This window comes from Pararhodobacter sp. SW119, assembly GCF_017811755.1.
In the GTDB taxonomy this organism is placed as follows: Bacteria; Pseudomonadota; Alphaproteobacteria; order Rhodobacterales; family Rhodobacteraceae; genus Pararhodobacter.
Window position 1 is genome coordinate 1 of record NZ_JADDJF010000037.1, and the last position, 22,432, is coordinate 22,432.

General features: G+C 68.7%; 18 protein-coding genes and 1 tRNA gene. 7 read left to right on the forward strand and 12 right to left on the reverse strand.

Going from position 1 to position 22,432, the window contains the following annotated elements; genetic code table 11:
• Positions 1 to 60: 60 nt before the first annotated feature.
• A tRNA-Cys gene (locus tag IM708_RS15965) sits at positions 61 to 134 on the reverse strand.
• Between the two features lie 222 nt (positions 135 to 356).
• Between IM708_RS15965 and IM708_RS15970 the strand changes: the two genes are divergently transcribed.
• Both IM708_RS15970 and cbiB read left to right on the forward strand, forming a co-directional pair.
• Positions 357 to 1,514 carry a polysaccharide biosynthesis/export family protein gene (locus IM708_RS15970; RefSeq protein ID WP_209427581.1) on the forward strand — a complete coding sequence of 386 codons (1,158 nt, stop codon included), beginning with the start codon at positions 357 to 359 and terminating at the stop codon, positions 1,512 to 1,514.
• Positions 1,515 to 1,525: 11 nt separating this feature from the next.
• Positions 1,526 to 2,470 carry an adenosylcobinamide-phosphate synthase CbiB gene (cbiB, locus tag IM708_RS15975; RefSeq protein WP_209427582.1) on the forward strand — a complete coding sequence of 315 codons (945 nt, stop codon included), beginning with the start codon at positions 1,526 to 1,528 and terminating at the stop codon, positions 2,468 to 2,470.
• A 39-nt stretch (positions 2,471 to 2,509) separates the two neighbouring features.
• Here cbiB and IM708_RS15980 read toward each other — a convergent pair whose 3' ends face one another.
• From IM708_RS15980 to IM708_RS16015, 8 genes are all read right to left on the reverse strand, one after another.
• Positions 2,510 to 3,877, reverse strand: coding sequence for a phosphomannomutase (locus IM708_RS15980; protein WP_209427583.1), 1,368 nt, complete (start codon positions 3,875 to 3,877; stop codon positions 2,510 to 2,512).
• A 351-nt stretch (positions 3,878 to 4,228) separates the two neighbouring features.
• Entirely contained in the window at positions 4,229 to 5,719 is a 1,491-nt protein-coding gene (locus IM708_RS15985; protein WP_209427584.1) for a VPLPA-CTERM sorting domain-containing protein, read from the reverse strand.
• A 381-nt stretch (positions 5,720 to 6,100) separates the two neighbouring features.
• Entirely contained in the window at positions 6,101 to 7,876 is a 1,776-nt protein-coding gene (locus IM708_RS15990) for an aminopeptidase P family protein (protein ID WP_209427585.1), read from the reverse strand.
• A 216-nt stretch (positions 7,877 to 8,092) separates the two neighbouring features.
• On the reverse strand, positions 8,093 to 9,214 hold the full coding sequence (gene modC / locus IM708_RS15995; protein ID WP_209427586.1) for a molybdenum ABC transporter ATP-binding protein: 1,122 nt from the start codon (positions 9,212 to 9,214) through the stop codon (positions 8,093 to 8,095).
• Complete coding sequence (gene modB, locus IM708_RS16000) at positions 9,214 to 9,882, reverse strand: molybdate ABC transporter permease subunit (RefSeq protein ID WP_209427587.1); 669 nt, start codon at positions 9,880 to 9,882, stop codon at positions 9,214 to 9,216. Before modB ends, modC begins: the two co-directional genes overlap by 1 nt.
• Before the next feature lie 4 nt (positions 9,883 to 9,886).
• A complete protein-coding gene (gene modA, locus IM708_RS16005; protein ID WP_209427588.1) occupies positions 9,887 to 10,678 on the reverse strand; it encodes a molybdate ABC transporter substrate-binding protein in 792 nt (263 codons plus the stop codon).
• 285 nt (positions 10,679 to 10,963) lie between these two features.
• Positions 10,964 to 11,953 (reverse strand): UDP-glucose 4-epimerase GalE, encoded by a 990-nt coding sequence (gene galE / locus IM708_RS16010; RefSeq protein WP_209427589.1) that lies wholly within the window; start codon positions 11,951 to 11,953, stop codon positions 10,964 to 10,966.
• Positions 11,954 to 12,123: 170 nt separating this feature from the next.
• Positions 12,124 to 13,065, reverse strand: coding sequence for a LysR family transcriptional regulator (locus IM708_RS16015; protein WP_209427590.1), 942 nt, complete (start codon positions 13,063 to 13,065; stop codon positions 12,124 to 12,126).
• Positions 13,066 to 13,163: 98 nt separating this feature from the next.
• Between IM708_RS16015 and IM708_RS16020 the strand changes: the two genes are divergently transcribed.
• The 5 genes from IM708_RS16020 (at position 13,164) to uvrC (ending at position 18,063) form a co-directional block, all read left to right on the forward strand.
• Positions 13,164 to 13,979: a S49 family peptidase gene (locus tag IM708_RS16020; protein WP_209427591.1), complete on the forward strand. Its 816-nt coding sequence runs from the start codon at positions 13,164 to 13,166 to the stop codon at positions 13,977 to 13,979.
• Between the two features lies 1 nt (position 13,980).
• Positions 13,981 to 14,169, forward strand: a complete 189-nt coding sequence (locus IM708_RS16025) for a hypothetical protein (RefSeq protein ID WP_209427592.1) — start codon at positions 13,981 to 13,983, stop codon at positions 14,167 to 14,169.
• The gene (locus tag IM708_RS16030; RefSeq protein ID WP_209427593.1) at positions 14,169 to 15,110 is read left to right on the forward strand and encodes a calcium/sodium antiporter; all 942 of its coding nucleotides are present in this window, start codon (positions 14,169 to 14,171) and stop codon (positions 15,108 to 15,110) included. Before IM708_RS16025 ends, IM708_RS16030 begins: the two co-directional genes overlap by 1 nt.
• A gap of 10 nt (positions 15,111 to 15,120) precedes the next feature.
• Positions 15,121 to 15,903 (forward strand): SDR family oxidoreductase, encoded by a 783-nt coding sequence (locus tag IM708_RS16035; protein WP_209427594.1) that lies wholly within the window; start codon positions 15,121 to 15,123, stop codon positions 15,901 to 15,903.
• 300 nt (positions 15,904 to 16,203) lie between these two features.
• The gene (uvrC, locus tag IM708_RS16040) at positions 16,204 to 18,063 is read left to right on the forward strand and encodes an excinuclease ABC subunit UvrC (protein WP_209427595.1); all 1,860 of its coding nucleotides are present in this window, start codon (positions 16,204 to 16,206) and stop codon (positions 18,061 to 18,063) included.
• Positions 18,064 to 18,255: 192 nt separating this feature from the next.
• On the opposite strand, the gene IM708_RS16045 is transcribed toward uvrC, so the two are convergent.
• From IM708_RS16045 to IM708_RS16055, 3 genes are all read right to left on the reverse strand, one after another.
• Positions 18,256 to 19,626 (reverse strand): aminotransferase class III-fold pyridoxal phosphate-dependent enzyme, encoded by a 1,371-nt coding sequence (locus IM708_RS16045; RefSeq protein WP_209427596.1) that lies wholly within the window; start codon positions 19,624 to 19,626, stop codon positions 18,256 to 18,258.
• A gap of 106 nt (positions 19,627 to 19,732) precedes the next feature.
• Positions 19,733 to 21,961: a TRAP transporter permease gene (locus tag IM708_RS16050; RefSeq protein WP_209427597.1), complete on the reverse strand. Its 2,229-nt coding sequence runs from the start codon at positions 21,959 to 21,961 to the stop codon at positions 19,733 to 19,735.
• Positions 21,958 to 22,431, reverse strand: a complete 474-nt coding sequence (locus IM708_RS16055; RefSeq protein ID WP_209427598.1) for a DUF1850 domain-containing protein — start codon at positions 22,429 to 22,431, stop codon at positions 21,958 to 21,960. Before IM708_RS16055 ends, IM708_RS16050 begins: the two co-directional genes overlap by 4 nt.
• Position 22,432: the final 1 nt, after the last annotated feature.

The following is a 22,432-nucleotide window of genomic DNA, read 5'->3' on the forward strand; positions in this document are numbered from 1 at the left end:
GCGGCCGCCTGCTCCACCACGTGTCGCATCTCAGCGCCAAGTCATCAATATAGGGAAATATGGAGGCGGGTACCGGAATCGAACCGGTCTACACGGATTTGCAATCCGCTGCGTAACCTCTCCGCCAACCCGCCGGAGACCTGTCGTTTAGGCGTTCCACGTTTTCGCGTCAAGCATGCGTCCCGAAGGCCTTTTCCAATCCGTCTCGATGGGAGTCTCGCGGGTGCGACCTGAGGCGCCGCGACAACGACGGCGGCAAAACTCGCGCGGGCGGGCGTGTCGACTTGCCGGTCACCGGGGCGCAAGGTAGGGTTGTGTTGACGAGGTCGGAGCATCACACCGGAATGCGGCAGGGAATGGAACTGAGGCTGGCAGCCATGCGCGGTCGGCGCGGTCGTGTGCAGGGCGCGACCGCGTTCTCTCGCACCGGAATCGCGGTTTTGCTGGCTCTGGCCATGGTCCTGACCGCGGCCTGCACCGTGCCGCGCGGTGCCGCCCTGCCCTCCGAAATCCTGCGCGAGACGCAGGATCCCGAGTCCGACGTCCAGGTCGTTGCGGTCACCCGCGCCTCGCTCGCGGAAATCGCGCGTTGGCCGCGCGCCGCGGGTGCGGTTCGCCGCGACTGGTTGGGCAGCGGCCTGCAGACCAACACCCTGCCGATCCGCGCCGGCGACACGCTGAGCATCTCGATCTGGGACAGCCAGCGCGACTCGCTCCTGACCGCCGAGCAGGAGCGCGTGGTCAACCTGCAGAACGTCTCGGTCGCGTCCTCGGGCCGGATCTTTGTGCCCTATATCGGCGAATTCCCGGTCGCGGGGATGAGTTCGGAACAGGCCCGACGCGAGATCCAGCAGCTGATGACGCCGATCGTGCCCGACGCGCAGGTGCAGCTTTCGGTGACCCCGGGCCCCGCGAACACCGTCGACGTCGTCTCGGGCGTGGCGCGTCCCGGTCGTTACCCCATCGCCGAGGCCAGCCCGACGCTGCTGGGCACGCTCGCCGAGGCCGGCGGCATCTCGACCGAGTTGCGCAATCCGCTGATCCGCCTGCAGCGTGCCGGCCGCAGCTACGCGATCCCGGCGAGCGAGGTGTTCGCCAACCCCGCCAACGACACCATCGTTCGCGGCGGCGACCGGATCGTCGTCGAACCCGACCAGCGCCATTTCATCGCGCTCGGCGCGACCGGTCAGCAACGCGTCGTGCCCTTCGAGCGCGAGGAGATCACGGCGCTCGACGCGCTGTCCTCGACCGGCGGGCTGATCGACCGGCGCGCCGATATCCGTGGCGTGATGGTGCTGCGCGAATATCCGCCCTCGGCGATCCGGCCGGACGGCAGCGGGCCCGCCAAGCCCTGGGTGATCTTCTCGCTCGACCTCTCGCGGGCCGACGGGCTTTTCGCGGCGCGCAACTTCCGGATCGATCCGGGTGACGTCGTGCTGGCGACCGAGGCTTCGCTGCCGATCCTGACGACCGCGATCGCGCTTTTCCGGTCGGTCCAGATCCTCGAGAACTGAGCGAAACGCGGATGACCTTCGCAGCGGCGATGCTGGTCGCGCTGGCCATCGATACGGCGATCGGCTGGCCAGATTGGCTTTACCGGCGGATCGGCCACCCGGTCACCTGGATCGGCGCGCTGATCTCGGCACTGGACAGCCGTTGGAACCGCACCGGCAGCCGCAGGTCGGTGCGGCGCGGCGTGGGCGCGCTCGCCACGCTCCTGGTGATCGCCGTCACCGGCGGGCTGGCGGCGGGCGCGCAGGCTCTGTTGCCGGCGGGCTGGCCGGGGATCGTGCTGACCGGGGTGCTGGCTTGGCCGCTTGTCGCCTGCAGATCGCTGGGCGCGCATGTCGATGCGGTGGCGCGGCCCCTGGCGGCGTCCGACCTGGCCGCGGCGCGCCGCGCCGTGGCAATGATCGTCGGGCGCGACCCGGCGCTTCTGGACCATGCCGGCGTCGCCCGCGCCGCGATGGAAAGCCTGGCCGAGAACACCTCGGACGGGGTCGTCGCGCCGCTCTTCTGGGGCCTGATCGCCGGCCTGCCGGGGATCGCCGCCTACAAGGCCATCAACACGCTCGATTCGATGATCGGACACCGCACGCCCCGGCATGAAGCCTTCGGCTGGGCGGCGGCGCGTATCGACGATATGGCAAACCTGATCCCGGCGCGGCTGACGGCGCTGCTGTTCGCCTTGGCCAGCGGCCGACCCGGCGCGGCCTGGCGCTGCGTTCGACGCGACGCCCGCCGGCACCGGTCGCCCAACGCCGGCTGGCCCGAGGCGGCGATGGCCGGCGCCCTGCACGTGCGCCTGTCGGGCCCGCGCGTCTATGCCGATCGCGTCGCCGATGAACCCTGGATCAACGCCGACGCCCCGGACCCCGACGCCGGTGACCTGATCCGCGCGCTCGCGCTCTATCGCCGGGCGATGGCGCTGATGGCGCTTCTGCTCGCGCTCGCCCTGATCGGGCTGTAGCCTTCGTACCGGCGCGCCCTTTCGGCGGCAGGCGCGACCTCATGCCCCCGGCATGATCAGCGCGCGCAGCGCGCCCACCTGGCGCGCCAGAAGCGCAGGGTCGCCCCGCGTCTCCACGTTCAGCCGCAGCACCGGCTCGGTGTTCGAGGCGCGCAGGTTGAAGCGCCAGTCGGCGAAGTCGAGCCCCAGCCCGTCTGTCGTATCGACCGCCAGCGCCGCGGGTTCGAAGGCCTGCCGCACGCGCGAAACCGCCGCCGCCGGATCGGGCAGGCGAAAGTTGATCTCGCCCGAGGACGGATGCGCCGCGCGCAGTTCGGCCACCAGATCCGCCAGCGACCGACCGCGGCGACTGACAAGCTCGGCGATCAGCAGCCAGGGAATCATGCCGGAATCGCAGCAGGCGAAATCGCGAAAATAGTGATGCGCCGACATCTCGCCGCCATAGACGGCATCGGTTGCCCGAAGCGCCGCCTTGAAATAGGCATGCCCGGTGCGCGTCTGGACCGGCCGTCCGCCATGCGTCGCAATGGTGGCCTGCACCGCCCAGGTGATGCGCCCGTCATGCGCGATCGCCGCGCCGGGGTCCTGCGCCAGGAACGCCTCGGCCAGAAGCGCCACGGCGTATTCACCCTCGACGAAGCCCCCGGTGTGATCGAAGAAGAAGCAGCGGTCGAAGTCGCCGTCCCAGGCGACGGCGAAATCCGCCTGCGCCGCGCGCGTGGCCTCGATCGTCGGGGCGCGGTTCGCCTCCAGCAGCGGGTTGGGGATGCCGTTGGGAAAGGTCGGATCGGGCGCATGATGCATGCGCCGGAACTCCAGTGGCGCGCCGCGGCGGGCGAGTTCGGCGGCAATCGCGTCAAAGGTCGGCCCCGCGGCGCCGTTGCCGGCATTCACCACGATCCGCAGCGGGCGCAGCGCCTCGACCCGGATGAAGGACAGCACCCGTTCGACATAGGCCGCGCGCGCCTCGGCCGCGACCGGACGGCGCGCCCCGTCTCCCCTGCCGGGCCCGAACTCGTCCCGCTCGACCTGCGCGCGGATCGCGGCCAGTTCGCCCTCGGGGTCCAGCGGCGCGGCGCCGCGCCCGACCAGTTTCAGTCCATTGTATTCGATCGGATTGTGCGAGGCGGTGACGCAGAGGCCGCCGCAGGCGTCAAAATGCGCGGTGGCGAAATAGACTTCCTCGGTGCCGCAAAGCCCAAGGTCCAGCACCGTGCACCCCTCGGCCATCAGCGCCGCGGCCAGCGCATCGGCAAGGTCGGGCGAGGTTTCGCGCGCGTCGTGTCCCAGCACCACCTGGCGCGCGCCCATGACGCGGGCAAAACCCCGCCCGATCCGTGCCATGATCTCGGCGTTCAGCTCCGATCCCAGGCGGCCGCGAATGTCGTAGGTCTTGAAGCAGTCCATGTTCAGCCCCGTTTGCCGCCGCCGGTCGCCTTGGTCTACCCTCCGGCCGCGGGCCGGCACAAGCCACGCGCCGAATAGGCTTGCCGAATCCTGACGGCGGGACGCGCGACCGGGAAAGCCTCCCGGCGCGCGCAGCGGGGGTCGGTCTTTCATCGGGGCAAGGCCGTACTGCCCCATGCGACCGGATGTCAGGGCGATCCAGCTTCCCCGCTCACCGCCGGAACCGAAAGTTTCATTACGGTTAACGGCGGCGGTTTTTCCATTAGATTCTGATGCTTGCGAAAGCGTGCAAATTTGCACGCCCGGGCGCAAAGGCGGCTTCTCCGGCCTCCGGACGCGGTGCGGCGATGCTCACCCCGCCGCACGACGCCGGTTCAAAATCCGCAGCCCCGGCAAGCCCGCAAGCGCGCCCAGCAGCAGCCAGATCGCGGCCGGCAGGGGGATCGGTGGAATCTCGGGCCTGTCTGGCGGCCCGCCATCGGGGTCGTCGGGCGTCGGCGGCGTGCCGCCCCCGCCCCCGCCACCGGGCGGCGGAAACAGCGTCGGCGGGACGCCCCCACCGCCACCGGGCGGGAACGAGGTCGTCCGCGGCGGCGGGCTCGAGAATATGCCGACACCCGGTCCCGGCCCGATCATCCCCACCGGCGTCGTCCATTCCACCAGCGGCAGCAACGGCCCGTCGCGGTCGTCCACGACACCCAGCACGCCGCACTCGGCCAGGATATAGCCGTCCTCCAGATCCTCGTCAGGGTAGACACAGATCTCGTCGGCAACACCCAGCACGCCAAGGCAACCGCGCACCTCGTTGGGCTGGTCGGGCAGGTTGGAATCCGCGGCCATGCTGACCCAGGCCGTGTTGACCCCCGCGGTCACATCCGAATCGAAGATTCCGGGCACATAGGCCCGCTGCACACGCCCCTCGTCGTCGAAGGCGACATAGACGTCCTGCGTCTGCGCGAAGAAGCCGGTCACCTTGCTCAACCTCCCCAGGAAGACCTCGTCGGGAATGTCGCGCATCCGGCAGTGCTGAAGTTGCGCTTCGGTAACGCGGGCCTCGGCATCCGCCCGCGCCCGAAACTCCAGCCGAAAGCTGGACACGGGCACCGGAAGGCTCGGTTCCGCCGCCTCGTCGACAACCACCAGCGTCGCGGTGTCGGACTCCGCGTCCGGCGCCGCCGTCGTTTCCGGCTCGGTCTCGGCCGCATCCGCGCCGGCCTCCTCCGCCGCGGCGGCCTCCAGTGCCTCCAGCGTCTCGAGGCAGGTGTCGAGCGCCGCCATCGCGGGCGGGTCGATCCTGTCGATGACCTCGCGACCGGTCTCGGCCGAGGTCGCGCGCAACCTGGGCGCCGTGCCGTCGGCCAGGGCCGCGGCCAATGCCTCGGCCGTGGCGCCCGTCAGCCAGAGGCTGTCGCGGCTCCGCTCGACCGTCCCGTCCAGATCCAGCGTGGTGGAGCCGATCTGCAACTCGATCGGGTGCGCCGCGTCCGGTGTGTATTTCAACTGGACACGAAACGCCACCGGCTGGCCCTGCCGCGCGATCGCCTGGACCGAGCTTGCAGGGCTGCGCACCACCTCATCGAACGAAACCTCGGCCCCATCCGCGCCGATATAACGCGAGTCGCGGATCTGAATCGGGCGACTGGCCACGCAGGAATAACCCATCTGCGTCGCGAGCAGGCTGACGTTGTCGCCATGGTCGTCCAGAAACTGCTGTGCGATCGGGGCACCACGACCCGTCGCCCCCTCCGGTGCGGATACCGGCGCCGCCCAGGCGGTGCCGGCCGAAAATGCGGCTCCGGCAAGGACCAGCCCCGTACCCTTCAGGGATGACCGACGGCGCACTTTCCCGCGCGAGGGTCCTCGTGACGCCAACACCATTTACACTCCCACCTGATCGCCTGAACTTCCCGTTCGACGCGATCTAAAACCTGAGGGTGATATAGGCCGAGATCGATAAAGGTTTCAACGATTTTTCGAAAAAATAGTTAAGAATCAAACGCGTATGCAATCCTAGAGTTACTCGAAAATTTGATATTCTGCCCCAGGTTGCATCTCCCGTGAACCGACATCCGCTCGGCGGGAAACTCTTCCGGTTGCGGTGTATTGTCAGCGTAGCAACGGTCAGAACATCACCCAGCGGGCACAATCCGCTCCTGCTCAGGAAGGTCGCGCGGGGCCGAGTCGGATACCTGATGGGCGTCGTGCGCATGCTGACATCGCGCGTCAGATCGGCGCGCAGGCCCCGGCAAGCCAATCACGCGTTCCGGCGCTGACCAGCGGCGACAGCGCCGCCTCGACACGGGCGTGATAGGCGTTCAGCCAGTCGCGCTCGGCCGCGCTCAGCGCTGCGCGGTCGATCATCCTCGTGTCGATCGGGGCGAGCGTCAGGGTTTCGAACTCCAGCATCCTGCGGCCTTCGCCCAGATCGGGCGCGACGCGGACAGCGAGCAGGTTCTCGATCCGGATCCCGAAGGCCCCGGCCCGGTAGTAGCCCGGCTCGTTCGACAGGATCATCCCCTCCGCCAGCGGCAGGTTCGACGCGCGCGAGATCCGAACTGGACCCTCGTGGACCGAAAGCGCCGCGCCGACGCCGTGCCCGGTCCCGTGGTCATAATCTGCCCCAACCAGCCACAGCGGATAACGCGCCAGCGCGTCCAGATGCGCCCCCGCCACCCCCTTGGGAAAGCGCGCCCGCGATACGGCGATCATCCCCTGCAGGACCCGCGTATAGGCCGCGCGTGCCGCGTCGTCGACCTTGCCGGCGGGCAGGGTGCGGGTGATGTCGGTTGTGCCGTCGGCGTATTGCCCCCCGGAATCGACCAGGTACAACTCGCCCGCCTCCAGCCGTCGATTGGTGTCCTCGGTCACACGGTAGTGCACGATCGCGCCGTGCGGCCCCGTGCCCGAGATGGTCTCGAAACTCAGGTCCAGAAGGGCGCCGGTGGCGCGACGGCACTCTTCCAGATTCGTCGCCAGTTCGATCTCGCTCGGGCGGTTCAGCGCCACCGAGTCGAACCAGCACAAGAACTCGCACATCGCCGCGCCGTCGCGCAGATGCGCCGCCCGCATCCCCTCGAGCTCGGCCTCGGTCTTGCACGCCTTGGGCAGAAGGCAGGGGTCCTGTCCGGCCACCCCCCTGGCCAGAGCCCGGGCCACGAAAACCGGAGCGGTCGCCGGATCATACCGCACCGCGCCCGTCAACGCCTTGAGCGCGGGCGCGAACTCCTCGACCGGGCGAAGGGTGACACCGGCCAGCGTGATCCCGTCCAGTTTCGCAGGATCGATGAAAAGATCGATCGCCGCGTTGTCGTGCAGGATGGCAAAGGCCTGGACGACCGGATTGCGCGGAATGTCCGCCCCGCGCAGGTTCAGAAGCCACGAGATCGAATCCGGAAGCGTCAGCACCACCGCCGCCTGCCCCGCCTTCCGCAAGCGCGCCGCGATCTCGGCGCGCTTGTCGGCGGAAGAGCGGCCCGCCAGCGCCTCGGGGTGCTGGCGCACGCGTCCGGCCGGCGGCGGCGGCTGGTCGGACCAGATCGCATCGATCGGGTTGTCCGCGACCGCCCGCAGCGAAATGCCGCTGTCCTTGAGCGCGCGCTCGATCCTGTCGATCTCCTCCGGCGTGTGCAGCCAGGGGTCGAAGGCGATCACCGCGTTCCGGGGCGCGTGCGCGCGCAGCCATTCCCCGGCGGGGTTTTCGGGCCAGTCCACGGGTGTGTAGTGATCGGTGTCGCATTGCGTGCGGACCTGCAGGCGATAGCGTCCATCGACAAAGACCCCGGCGATCCCGGGCAGGACCACCGCAAAACCGGCCGATCCGGTGAAGCCGGTCAGCCAGGCCAGACGGTCGTCGCGCGCGGCAACGTATTCGCCCTGGAACGCATCCGCGCGCGGCACAAGGAAACCAGTCAGCCCGCGGCGGGCAAGCTCCTGGCGCAGCGCCGCAAGGCGCGGCGGACCCTGTTCAGGACGGGACGTGGCGGTGAAACTCTGCAGCATGTCTCGGCTCATTCTGGTTGCCCGTTCCTAGATCAACGCGAACCCCTCGCCAAGCCCGGATGAACCGGCAAAGAAGGTGTACGTCGGCAGAGGATCAGATCGCTGAGATTCCCGATTATTCGTGAATTTGCGAAATTATGCTCAATCTGCGTCGCGCTCAGGGGTGCCCAGCCGCAAACGCATCCGGATCCTCACCTGCCAGGCGCGCTGGCCGGTTCATCCTGCGGCCGGTGGCGCGTCGGGCGCGTCGGGCGCCCACTCGCGCGCGCGGGCGACATGGTCGCGGGCGACGGACAGGGACTTGAGGATCGCATGCACGGTGTCGCCCGGTTGCAGCGCCAGTTGATCGGCGGCGCGGCGGGTGATGCGGGCCAGGATCTCGTGATCGCCCACGGCGACATGCACCATCACGCCTGGCCCCGTGCCCGGCAGGATCCGCGTGATCCGGCCGCGAAGGATGTTCTGCGCCGAAAGCCCCTCGGGCCGGGCGCGCGACAGGATCACGTCCTGCGCCATGATCCGCACCCGAACACGCGTGCCGACCGCGCCCTCCACCGCCGGCAGGAACAGCGGCCCCGTCGCGGCGTCAAGCCGGCTCAGCCCGTCCGGCAGATGCGCGGCCACGGTGGCCGGCAGCATCGCCGCCACTTCGCGGATGCCCATGGCGCGAAGTGCTTCCGGCGCGGCCATCACCTCGGCCGTGGTGCCGGCGCGGACAACACGCCCCTTCTCGATCACCACCATCCGGTCGGCCAGCATCTGCGCCTCGTTCACATCGTGCGTGACCAGCACCACCGGCATCGCCAGATGCGCGCGCAGCGCGATGATCTCGGCGTATAGCTTTTCGCGCGTGGCGCGGTCCACAGCCGAAAACGGCTCGTCCAGAAGCAGCGCCTGCGGGCGGCGGGCCAGCGCGCGCGCCACCGCGACGCGCTGTTGCTGACCGCCTGACAACTGCGCGGGCTTGCGGTCCGACAGGTCGTGCAGGTTGACCAGATCGAGGATGCGCGCCGCCTCGGCCCGGTCGGGCGCGTCCATCGCCGCCATGACGTTCTGCAACGCCGTCATGTGCGGAAAAAGCGCGTAGTTCTGGAACACGAGGCCGACGCGACGGCGATGCGGCGGCAGGTTCACCCCCGCGGCGCTGTCTAGCCAGATGTGCCCGTTCACGCGCACGCGCCCAACCTCGGGGCGCCACAACCCCGCGATGGTGCGCAAGAGCGTCGTCTTGCCCGACCCGGAATGGCCGACCAGCGCCAACAATTCGCCCGGCTCCACCCGGAACGCCGCGTCGAGCGGGATGGGCCCCGCCGCCCGCGCCATGACCTCCAGCGCCATCAGGACAATCTCCGCCCGACGCGGGACGACAGCCAGAATGTCACCGCGATCGTGAAGAGGCTGATCGCCACCAGCACCGCCGACATGATCGCCGCCCCCCGGTCGTCGAAGCCCTGCACCCGGTCGTAGATGGAGATGGCGATGGTCTTGGTCTCGCCGGGGATCGATCCGCCGACCATCAGCACGATGCCGAATTCGCCTAGCGTATGGGCGAAGGTCAGCACCATCGCGGTCACGACGCCGGGCCAGGCCAGCGGCAGTTCGACCTTCCACAGCGACCGCCAGGGCGACATGCCACAGCAGGCGGCCGCCTCGCGCACCTCGGCCGGGACCGCCTGGAAGCCGCGCTGCGCGGGCTGGATCGCGAAGGGCAGGTTGAAGATGATCGAAGCCAGCACCAGCCCCTGGAAGCTGAACACAAGCTGGCTGCCGAAAAGCCCCTGCCACAGATCGCCCAGCGGCGAATTGCGGCCGAAAGCGACCAGCAGGTAGAAGCCGAAGACCGTCGGTGGCAGCACAAGCGGCAGCATCACCAGCGCCTCGACCAGTCCCTTTGAGCGAAACTGGCGATAGGCCAGGAAGCGACCCATCAGAACCGATACCGGCAGCAGGAAGACCACGGTCCACCCCGCCAGCCGCAGCGAGAGCCAAAGCGCGGTCCAGTCCATGCGCTCACGCGCCCTCGGGCAGCACGAAGCCGTAGCGTGCCATGATTTCGCGCGCCGCCGGTTCGTTCATGTAGGCGTAGAAAGCCTGCGCCACCGCGCCCGCGCCCTTCAGCAGGGCCATGCGATGGCGCAGCGGTTGGTGCCACTCCTCGGGGATCAGCGCATAGGTGCCGCGCCGCGCGACCTCGGGGGCCAGCGCCAGCGAGTAGGCGATGATCCCCCCCTCGGCATTGCCCGACAGCGCGAACTGCGCGGCCTGGCTCACGTTTTCTCCCAGCACCAGGACGGGTTGCAGGTCATCCCAAAGTCCCTGCGCCTGAAGGGCCTCCCGCGCGGCAATCCCGAAGGGCGCATGGTCGGGGTTGGCGATGGCAAACCGCGTGATCCCTCCCGCGTCCAGCAAGGCGCGCACCCCCTCCAGCCCTTCCGCCGGATCGAGGGGCGATCCGTTGGGCGCCACCAGAACGATCCGGCCAAGCGCGTAAACCCGTCCGCCGTCACGGGTGAACCCATCGCGATGAAGCGCCAGCGGCACGGCATCGTCGGCGGCAAGGAACAGCTCGAACGGCGCCCCTTCCCGGATCTGGCGCGACAGATTGCCGGTCGAGCCGAAGGACAGCCGCACCCGACTGCCGGTGGCGGCGGTGAAGCTCTCCGCAATCTCGGTCAGGGCGAACTGCAGGTTGGCGGCGGCGGCCACGATCGGCGCGCGGTCCCGAGCGGAGGCGGAAGCGGCGGCAAGCGCAAGGACAGCTGCGGCCGCAAGAAACGTGCGGCGGGCAATGACGCTGATCATGAACGACTCTCCGCAGATATGTTTCCCGAAACATATCGCAGGAAGTCCGTCCAGCGGGCAAGCGTTATTTCCGCGCGGGAATATCCGAAGGCGTAGCCCGCTGCACTCGGGCACAGTCCGATTGATCTCAGCTTTGCCAGATCCGCCAGGCTACCGCGGCGACGACACCCCCGACGGTGCTTGCCCCGCAGCGGCCACGGCTGCGCACCGCCGAACGCGCCCCCCTTCCGTGCAAGCGCGTTCGCACAGACCAAACGTATGTCCCTGCCGGCTTCGGCGCGCGCATCAGCTTCCGGCCTGATAGCCGCCGTTGCGATGCCAGTTCCACGCATCGCCGATCATCTGCTCGAGCGTGGATCGCCGCGGCGCCCAGCCCAATTCCTCGGCCGCGCGCCGGCTTCCCGAAACCAGCCGCGTCGCATCGCCGCCCCGGCGCGGCCCGGTCCTGTAGGGAACCTTGCGCCCGGTGACAGCCTCGGCCGCGTCGATCACCTCGCGCACCGAAAAGCCGGTGCCGGTCCCAAGGTTGAAGACCCGCGACCCGCGACCCGCCGCCAGCCAGTCCAGCCCCAGGACATGCGCCTCCACCAGGTCCATCACATGCACGTAGTCGCGAATGCAGGTCCCGTCCGGCGTCGCGTAATCGTCGCCGTGGATCACAAGCTCCGGGCGCTGCCCGTCGATCGCCTGCAGGATCAGCGGGATCAGATGCGTCTCGGGTTGATGCCACTCGCCGATCTCGCCCCCGGGGTCGGCGCCGGCCACGTTGAAATAGCGGAAAATCACCGCATTCAGCCCCTGGCTGGCGCCGAAGTCACGCAGCATCTCCTCGACCGCGCGCTTCGACGAGCCGTAGGAATTCAGCGGCTGCTGGGGGCTGCCCTCGTCCAGCGTGACGCCGTCATGCTCGCCATAAGTCGCGCAGGTCGACGAGAAGACGATGCTGCGACAATCGGCCGCCAGCGCCGCCTCGATGAGTCCCAAAGACCCCACGACGTTGTTGCGCCAGTACTTGCCCGGATCGGCCATCGCCTCGCCCACCAGGCTGAAGGCCGCGAAATGCACCACCGCCACCGGCCGATAGCGGGCAAACGCCGCATCGAGCGCGGCGCGGTCCGCCAGATCGGCCCGGATCAGCGGTCCGTACTTGACCGCCTCCGCCCATCCCGTCGAAAGGTTGTCGACTGTCACGGGTATATGGCCCCGCGCCGCAAGCATCTTGCAGGCATGCGACCCTATGTAGCCCGCCCCCCCGGTAACCAGCACATGACTCATGCCTACTTCCCCGCCCTTGCGACGACCTGCCACACCGGGGACGCGGGACGAAACGGATCGGGCATGCGGGATCTCTTCGCTGGTTGCCGTGGGAACCTGTCAGAATCGCTCAACCGGCGCAATACACTGCCCCATCGAACCACCGGCCGCCGGATTCGCACGACACGGGCTCAGACATTGCCACCCTCGGGCGGTCGCTGTCGCGCGGCCTCGCGTTGGCCGGTCAGCCGCTCCGCCGCCTCGATCAGCGCGGCAAGGACGGGTGTATGCGTCTCGCGCCAGGGGGCGATCAGACCGACCTGCGGCGCGGCACGCGGGTCCGTTCCCGGCGCGGCCTCGATCGGCAGCGCGACCAGGTCGGCGCGATTGCCGAACATCCGCGCCGCCTGTTCGGTCACCACCGTCGCCCAGTCGCCGCCCAGCACCTGCGAGACCAGCGCCAGCAGCGAATTCGATTCGACCGCTGCCTGCACCGACACCCCGGCCTCGGCCAGGTGGCGGTCGATGATCCGGCGGTTCTGCATCGAGCCGATCAGCAGGCACAGCCGCAACCCGGCCAGGTCGGCCCAGCGCACGCGCCGCGCACCGGCCAGCGGATGGTCGTGCCGCAAAAGCAGCCGGTAGCTTTCCCGATAAAGCGCGACGGTGCTGACCCGGCCCAAAGGCTCGTTGTCGAGGTAGCTCACCCCGGCATCGAGCTGCAGGCTCTGCATCTCCTCCAGAATCTCGATCGACGTGCGCGAAAGGATCTGCAGGCTCAGGTTCGGATGACGCCGCAGGAACGGCGTGACCAGTTCCGCGACCATCGGCAGCGCCGTCGGAATCACCCCCAGCCGCAGCCGGCCGGTCAGGCCCTTGCGGCGGGCGCGCATCTCGTCGCGCATCTGGCGGCTGTCGGCGACGATCCGCCGCGCCCAGTCAAGCACCCGCTCCCCCTCGGGCGTCAGCCCCTGAAAGCGCGCGCCGCGCCGGACCAGCTGCACGCCCAGGTCGCCCTCCAGCGCGCGGATCGCGGCGGAAAGCGCCGGTTGCGTCACGCCATGCGCTTCCGCCGCGCGGCCGAAATGCCGCTCGTTCGCCAGCGCGATGAACATTTCCAGACGATCGAGCATGTCCTCTCCGGCGCCCCCGCGGTCAGTGAACGCGAGCGGCAGCCAAAAGGAAAGCCCCGGGCTTGCTGGTGGCGCGGCCACGTCCTACATGGTGCGCGATGACCCGCGCCCCCTCTCCCTCGCTGACCGATCGGCTGTTGCGCCGCGCCCCGCGCGTGAATCTCGTGCGTCTGCACGGCATGATCGCCGCGGGCGGGCGCGGCCGCCTGTCGGACGCCACGCTCGCGCCGCTCTTGGAACGGGCGTTTCGTCAGGGCCGACCGGCGGCGGTCGCGCTCAGCATCAACTCGCCCGGCGGCTCGCCGGTGCAAAGCTCGCTGATCGCCGCGCGCATCCGCCGTCTGGCCGACGAAACCAGGGTGCCGGTTCACGCCTTCGTCGAGGATTTGGCGGCCTCGGGCGGCTACTGGATTGCCGTCGCGGCGGATGAGATCGTGGCGGACCGTGTCTCGATCCTGGGGTCGATCGGGGTGATCGCCGGCGGCTTCGGCGCGCCCGAGGCGCTGGCCAAGCTGGGCCTCGAGCGGCGCATCTACACCGCTGGCCAGAACAAGAGCCAGCTTGACCCGTTCCGCCCCGAAAACCCCGAGGACGTGGCGCGCCTGAAACGCCTGCTTGATCAGATGCACGGCGCCTTCATCGACCATGTCCGGGCTCGGCGCGCGGATAAACTGGACGCCGACGCCGATCTCTTCACCGGCCAGTTCTGGCTGGGCGAGGAGGCCGTAAGCCTCGGGCTGGCCGATGCGCTGGGGCATCCCGTGCCCCATCTGAAGGCCGCCTACGGCCAGAAGGTGCGCATCGTCCCCTATGGCATTCGGCGTCCGTTCCTGTCGCGCTTCGGCTTGTCGCTGGCCGAGGATGCGCTCATGCTCGCCGAGGAACGCGCGCACTGGGCGCGCTACGGGATGTGACATGCTGTTGAAGATCGTCGCCATCTTCCTGATCTTCATGATCGTCATGGGCGCGGTGCAGAAGCTGCTGCGCGGCCGGCGCGAGGGGCAGCGCAAGGCGATCGACCAGCTTCGCTGTCCGCAGTGCAAGCGCATCCAGATCTCCCGCGCGCCCGCCCCCTGCGACCGCAGCGATTGCGAGTATCGTTGATGCTCTATGACTTGCTGCTGGTGGCCGGCGGGCTGGCCCTGCTGGTCGTTGCGGGCGATGCGCTGGTCAAGGGCGCGGTCAACCTGAGCCTGCGGCTGGGCGTCCCGGCCCTGATCGTCGGGCTGACGGTCGTGTCGATGGGCACCTCGGCGCCCGAGCTTTTCGTCTCGGTCGAGGCGGTGCTGAAAGGGGCGCCGGCGCTGGCACTCGGCAATGTCGTCGGCTCGAACATCGCCAATATCCTGCTTGTGCTGGGCGTGCCCGCGCTGATCGCGGCGGTCCCCGTCGCGCGCGAGTTGGGGCGGGACTGGGCGATCATGATGGGGACGAGCGCGCTCTTCATCGCGTTGACCTTCACCGGGGCGATCGGGACCTGGCAGGCGCTGGTCCTGCTGGCGGCGCTTCTGGGATTGCTCGTGCTCTGGTACCGGCGCGCGGTCGATCACCGGAACGACCGGACCGAGGCCGAGGTGCTGGAGGCCGCCGAGGACGGCATGCCGGCGTGGAAGATCGTGGCCTATCTGGCGGTCGGCGTGGTCGGGCTGCCGGTCGGCGCGAACCTTCTGGTCGACGGCGCGGTGAACATCGCCACGGTCCTCGGCGTCAGCGAGGCGGTGATCGGGCTGACGCTGGTCGCGGTCGGCACCTCGCTGCCCGAACTCGCCACGACCGTCGCCGCCGCGCTGCGCCGCGAGGCTGGCGTGGCCCTGGGCAACGTGCTCGGCTCGAACGTGTTCAACCTGCTGGGCATCATCGGCGTCGCCGGCCTTTTCGGCACGATCCCGGTCCCCGAGGAGATGCTGCGCCTCGACCTCTGGGTGATGCTGGGCGCCTCGGCCGGCCTGGGGGCGTTCATCTACACGGGGCGTTCGATCGGGCGGGTCTGGGGGGCGGTCTTGATCCTGCTCTACACCGCCTATGTGGTCAGCCTGTTCTACTGAGGAGTGACGCATGACCGAACGGGCACTGATCACCGGCGCCGGCAAGCGGCTGGGCCGCGCGATGGCGCTTTATCTGGCTTCGCGGGGCCACGATGTGGCGCTGCACTGCGCCTCCAGCCGCGATGCCGCCGAGCAGACCGCGGCCGAGGCGCGCGACCTGGGCGTCAAGGTCGCGGTGCTGCAGGCCGACCTGCTGGACGAGGATGCGACCGAAGCGCTGGTGCCGGCTGCCCGCGACGCCTTGGGCGGGGCCTTGACGGTGCTGATCAACAACGCCTCGATCTTCGAGCATGACACGGTCGAAACCGCGACGCGCGAAAGCTGGGACCGGCATATCGGCTCGAACCTGCGCGCCCCGTTCGTACTGACGCAGGGCTTCGCGCGGCAGGGGCCGACCGGCGCGCGGGACGATCAGGGCGAGCCCATCGCGCGGGGCCTGATCGTCAACATGATCGATCAGCGCGTGCGCAAGCTGACGCCCGAATTCATGACCTACACCATCGCCAAGATGGGCCTCTGGGCGATGACCCGCACAACCGCGCAGGCGCTTGCCCCGGACATCCGCGTCAACGCCATCGGCCCCGGCCCGACCCTGAAAGGCGGACGGCAAAGCGCGGATCACTTCGCCCGCCAACGCGCCGCAACGGTGCTGGAACGCGGCGCGAACCCGGCGGATATCACCGCGGCGCTGGGGTATTTCCTCGATGCGCCAGCGGTGACCGGGCAGCTGATCTGCGTCGATGGCGGCCAACACCTCGGCTGGCAGACACCGGACGTGCTTGGCGTGGAATAGGCATTTGGTGAAAGGAACTTGCGCCTTTGTCCACCGGCGTCCGGCCCAGTAACAGCCAGGTAACGAAAGCGTTGGTTTTTCAGTCCCTTGGCCCAGGAATTAAAATTTCCAAAGCGAAAACAACAGCTTGAAAAACCGCCCAAAAAATAGGCAATGTCACGAAGCCGCGTTGAATCAAGGGATTTCCGTGATAGCCCATTGTCTGCCCACAAAGTTATCCACAGAAACCGTGGACAGTTGCGCTCTTGACCTGTTCGCGCTGAAAGTGCAGCCGATTCGAAGAATCAACCTAAGGATGCGATGACCGACCCCGCCCCGATAGGCCATGCGCTGATCCAGTCCTACCTGCGCACGCTCGACGCCTCGCCCGGCGTCTACCGGATGCTGGATGCGCAGGCCCGGGTCCTCTATGTCGGCAAGGCGCGCAACCTCAAGGCCCGGGTGTCCAGTTACGCCCGCCCGACGGGCCATTCCGGGCGGATCGCGCGGATGATTGCCGAAACCGCGTCGATGATGTTCCTGACCACGCGCACCGAGACCGAGGCGCTGCTGCTGGAGCAGAACCTCATCAAGCAGCTCAAGCCCGTCTACAACGTGCTTCTGCGCGACGACAAAAGCTTTCCGAACATCCTGATCGCCAAGGACCATGCCTTTCCGCAGATCCGCAAACACCGCGGCAAGCGCAGCACGCGGGGCAGCTACTTCGGCCCCTTCGCCAGCGCCGGCGCGGTCAACCGGACGCTGAACCACCTGCAGCGGGTCTTCCTGCTGCGCACCTGCGCCGACACGGTCTTCCAGAACCGCACGCGGCCCTGCCTGCTCTACCAGATCAAGCGCTGCAGCGGTCCCTGCGTCGGCCATGTCTCGGCCGAGGATTACGCGGCCCTGGTCACCGACGCCGAGCGTTTCCTGGAAGGCAAGTCGACCCGCATCCAGGCCGAACTGGCCGCGCAGATGCAGGACGCGGCCGAGGCGATGGAATACGAGCGCGCCGCGGCGCTGCGCGACCGCATCCGCGCGCTGACCGCCGTGCAGCAGAACCAGGGCATCAACCCGCGCAGCGTATCCGAGGCCGACGTGATCGCCGTGCATCTGGAACGCGGGCAGGCCTGCGTGCAGGTCTTCTTCATCCGCGCCAACCAGAGCTGGGGCAACCGCGACTTCTATCCCCGCACCGGCTCGGGCGCCGAGGAGCCCGAGATCCTGGAGGCGTTCCTGGCGCAGTTCTACGACGACAAGCCGCCGCCCCGGCAGATCCTGCTGTCCCACCCCATCGACAACGAGGACCTGATCCACGAGCTCCTCTCGGCCCGCGCCGGGCGCAATGTCGAACTGCGCGTGCCGCAGCGGGGCGAAAAGGCGGAACTGGTCGAGAACGCCGCCCGCAATGCCCGCGAAAGCCTCGCACGGCGCATGGCCGAGGGCGCGGCGCAGTCGAAGCTGCTGGCGGGCCTTGCCGAGGCGCTGGAACTGGAAGCCCCGCCGCGCCGGATCGAGGTCTACGACAACAGCCATATCCAGGGCACCAATGCAGTCGGCGCGATGATCGTCGCCGGGGCGGACGGGTTCATCAAGAGCCAGTACCGCAAGTTCAACATCCGCGGCACCGACCTGACCCCGGGCGACGACTTCGGCATGATGAAGGAGGTCCTGACCCGCCGCTTCGAACGCCTGCTGAAAGAGGACCCCGACCGCGAGGGCGAGGCCTGGCCGGATCTTTTGCTGATCGACGGCGGCGCCGGGCAGGTGTCGGCCGTGGCCGGCATCATGGCCGATCTGGGGGTGGACGACCTGCCGGTCGTGGGCGTCGCCAAGGGCATCGACCGCGACGCCGGCAAGGAGGAATTCCACCGCCCCGGCCGCCGGCCCTTCGCGCTGAAGATGAACGACCCGGTGCTCTACTTCGTGCAGCGCCTGCGGGACGAGGCGCATCGCTTCGCCATCGGCGCGCACCGCACGAAGCGCGCCAAGGCGACCTCGGCCACGCCGCTCGACGAGGTGCCGGGCGTCGGCGCGGGGCGCAAGCGCGCGCTGCTGGCGCATTTCGGCTCGGCCAAGGCGGTAACGCGGGCGGGGCTGGCGGACCTGCAGGCGGTGCCCGGCATATCCGAGGCGATGGCCCGGACGATCTATGATTTCTTCCATCCGGGGAGTGGTTGAGCCCGCTGAAGGCCCCGCCGGCGGTGGATGCTCAAGCTTGAGCAATCGCGCAATCCCCTGATTTCAAATGGGAACGTTTTTTTCGTCAACCTTCTGGTAACCAGATGGAGCTGCCAACGTGGCGAAAAAACAGTACGGGCGCCGGTCAGGAACCGGCGCCCGCAAGCCTTTCGGCAGATCGGACCCTGCGCGTCAGCCCAGCACTTCGGCCAGCGACTCGGCGGTGGCGGCGACCAGCTTGTCGGCCTCCTCGCGCGTCAGGCACAGCGGCGGGGCGAAGCCGATGATGTCGCTTTGCGGCATGGCGCGGGCGATGACGCCGCGCCGGGCCATCGCGCCGACGACCTTGGGGCAGGTCGCGCCCGCCGGGTCGAAGAAGCGGCGGGCATCCCGGTCCTCGACCAACTCGACCGCACACAGCATCCCGTCGCCGCGCACCTCGCCCACGTTCTTGTGGCCGCCGACCGCGTCGCGCATGGCGCCGACCAGATAGGCGCCGGTGTCGCGCGCGTTCTCGACCAGGCCCAGCTTGTCGATCAGTTCCAGATTGGCGACACCCGCCGCCGCGCCGATCGGATGCGCCGAATAGGTCCAGCCGTGGCCGAAAACGCCATTCTCGTCGGTGCCGCGGGTCAGGACGTCCCACACGCGGTCCGAGACGATGGAACCCGACAGCGGCGCATAGGCCGAGGTCAGCCCCTTGGCGATGGTCATGAAGTCCGGCTTCAGCCCGTAATGGTCGGAGCCGAACATCGTGCCCATGCGGCCAAAGCCGGTCACGACCTCGTCGGCGACGAGCAGGATGTCGTGCTTGTTCAGGATCTTCTGCACGCCGTCCCAGTAGCCGGCGGGCGGCGGGACAATGCCGCCCGTGCCCAGGATCGGCTCGCCGATGAAGGCGGCGATGGTGTCGGGGCCTTCGCGCTCGATCAGCGATTCCAGTTCGCTCAGCAGCCAGGCGGTGAAGTCGGCTTCGGACATGTCGGTGTCGGGGCGACGGTAGAAATAGGGGGCCTCGGTGTGCAGGATCCGATCCAGCGGCAGGTCGAACTTGGCGTGGAACAGCTTCAGCGCGGTCAGCGAGCCCGAGATCAGGCCCGAGCCGTGATAGCCGCGCTGGCGGCCGATGATCTTCTTCTTCTCGGGCCGGCCGAGGATGTTGTTGTAGTACCAGATCAGCTTGACGTTGGTCTCGTTCGCGTCCGACCCGCCAAGGCCAAAATAGACCTTCGACATGTGGTCCGGCGCGCGGTCCAGGACCATCTTCGCCAGCGTGATCGCGGTTTCCGTGCCGTGGCCGGCATAGGCGTGGTAATAGGCCAGCTCGTGCGCCTGCTTGGAAATCGCCTCGGCAATCTCGGTCCGGCCGTAGCCGACATTGACGCAATAGAGCCCGGCAAAACCGTCCAGCAGGCGGTTGCCGTCGCGGTCGACGACCGTGGCCCCCTCGCCCCCTGTCATGATCCGCTGCGGGGCGTCGCCGCGCGCGAACTGCCCAAGATGGGTCGAAGGGTGAAAGAAGTTCTCGCGGTCCCACTGGGCGAGTTGGTCATTGGTGAGCATGGATTTTCCCTTTCCTCCTGCGGCGCGGACGGCCCGTCGCCCCCGGTCTAGCCCAAGCGCGGCGCGGCGGCGAGTCCCTGCGTTCGGGCGCCGCGCCGCCGGCCGCTCAGGACGCGGTGGCCGCCGCGCGCCCCTTCGCCCAGTTGCGCCCCATGATCGCCAGCACGACTGACGCGGCCAGCGCGATCGCCACCTCGTCATGCGCCACAAGGACGAGGCCGGCGACGGTCAGCACCACCTTTTCCCAGCGCGCCACGGGGGCCTGGAAAAAGCCGATATAGGCGATGGACAACGCCACGATCGACAGCACCCCCGACGCGATCGCCAGCGTGAAGTCGTAGACCGTGAAGTCGATGAACAGAAGCGCCGGCGCGTAGATGAACATCATCGGCACCAGCGCCTTGCCCATCGACAGCCGGAACGCGGTCATGCCGGTCTGCATCGGGTCCGACCGCGCGATGCCCGCCCCGGCATAGGCGGCCAGCGCCACCGGCGGCGTGATGTCGGCCAGCACCCCGTAGTAGAAGACGAAGAAATGCGTCGCCAGCAGCGGCACACCCAGTTGCTGCAGTGCCGGCGCGGCGATGGCGGCGAGGATGATGTAGGTCGGCGTCGTCGGGATGCCGGCGCCCATGATGATGCAGGCAATGGCAACGAAGATCAGCGCGAAGAAAAGCGTGATGTCGGTCTGCGTGATGAAGGTCAGCGGGTTGAGCGCATAAAGCGCCGTGCCCAGCCACGCCGCCCCGTCGATCACCGCGCCCGAGAACTTGAACCCCATGCCGGTCAGCGTGGTCACGCCCAGGATGAAGCCGACGCAGGCGCAGGCCGCGGTGATCGAGATCGACTGCTGCGCGCCGGACTCCAAGGCCTCCTTCAGCTTCCACGGCGTCAGCGCGGTCGCCGCGTCCATCCTCCGCCCCAGCCCCACGGTCTGCAGGATCAGCGGAATGTAGGAACAGACGATGGTCAGGATGATGCCCCAGAACGCCGCCAGGAACGGCGTGTAGCGCATCAGCAGCATCGTCACCATGACGATCAGCGGGATGAACAGGTGCCAGGACCGGCCCAGCACTTCAAGGAATCGCGGGATCTCGTGGCGGTCCATGCCCGACAGGCCCAGCCGCCGCGCCTCCAGATGCACCATGAAGAGGGTCGAGAGGTAGTGGAACGCCGCGGGAATGATCGCGATCAGGATCAGTTCGTTATAGGGCACGCCCAGCATCTCGGTCATCACGAAGGCGGCCGCCCCCATGATCGGCGGTGTCACCTGCCCGCCGCAACTGGCCGAGGCCTCGGTCGCCGCGGCGAAGCGGCCGGAGAAACCCTTGGCCTTCATCATCGGGATGGTGAAGGCGCCGGTGGTCACGGTGTTGGCGATGGGCGAGCCCGAGATCATGCCGAAGAAGCCCGAGGACACCACCGCGACCTTGGCCGGCCCGCCCGAATACCGCCCTGCGACGATCGAGGCGAGGTCGATGAAAAGCTGCCCCAGCCCCGATTTCTGCGCCAGCACACCGAAAAGGACGAAATGGAAGACGAAGGTCGCGACCACGCCAATGGCGATGCCATAGATCCCCTCGGTCCCCAGATAGAGGTGGTTGACCAGCCGGATGATGTTGTAGCCGCGATGCGCAAGGTCGCCGGGCAGGTAGGGCCCGAAGATCGCGTAGATCAGCGCCAGCGCGCCGATCACCGGCAGCGTCTCGCCCATCGTGCGGCGCGCGGCCTCCAGCACGATGATGATCGCGACCATGCCGACGATGTAGTCCAGCGTCTGCGGGAAGCCGACATTCTGGATGAAGATCGAGTCGAAGAAGACGATCAGGTAGAGCGAGAATCCCGCCCCGGCGATGGCCAGCGGCCAGTCGTAGAAGGCCAGCCGGTCGCCATGCCCGCCGACCCGGTCGATGGGCAGCGCGGTCAGCCCCAGCACCACGCCCAAGCCCACCAGCCCCCAGCGCGCGGCGTCGGGTATCTGGCCGGCCAGCGCCTGCGCCAGCGTCCAGCCCAGAAAGACGTAAAGGCCCGCGAAGGCCAGCCCGAAGCCCCAGGCGCGGCCGCGCCGTTCGGCCCGCACGCGCGGAAACAGCAGGAAGACCAGCGGCATGATGAACGCCATGTGGACCGAGCGGTGCATCACCTCGTTCAAGAGCCCGTAGCCGGCGGTGTAGATGTGAAACAGGCTCAGCGTGATGCAGAGGACCGTCACCACCGCCCCGGTGAGCCCGCCGAGGCGGCGGAAGTTGGTCTCCGAATCGTACTTGCGGACCAGCGCCTCCATCTCGGCGGCAGAGAGCGCGGGGTCGTGCGGCGGCGGCGGGGCTTTGCTCATGGTCGGGGCGTTCCGGGACTGGGGGCCGCGCAGGGCCGGGCAAGGATCTCGAGCGGCGTGCCGGGCCAGCGGGTCAGGGCGATTTCCGCGCCAATCAGATGCAGGCGGTTCGCGGCATCCGGGCTGGCGCGCAAGATCAGCCGGTCGATGGGGCGGTCCAGCGCCAGCACGTAGCCCGCGCCCTCGCGGCGCGGCGGCGCGCCGCCATGGGTCATGCCGGGGCCGAGGTCGGCAAAACGCTCGGCGGTCTGGCGGATCGTGCCGTCGGCCGCGACGCGGTAGTCGGCCTGCACCCGGCTCAGCGTCACCGAATGGCGGTAGCTGAGCGTGAAGGCGCGGGCCGGCGCGGCGGCCAGCACCGCGCCATCGGCCAGCCGCACCACCCGCAGCTCGGCCGGGCAGGCCGCGGCGCCGGTGCCCGCAAGCACCAGCGCCAGAAAGGCCGCGGCAGTCGCGACTCGGCCGGTCATG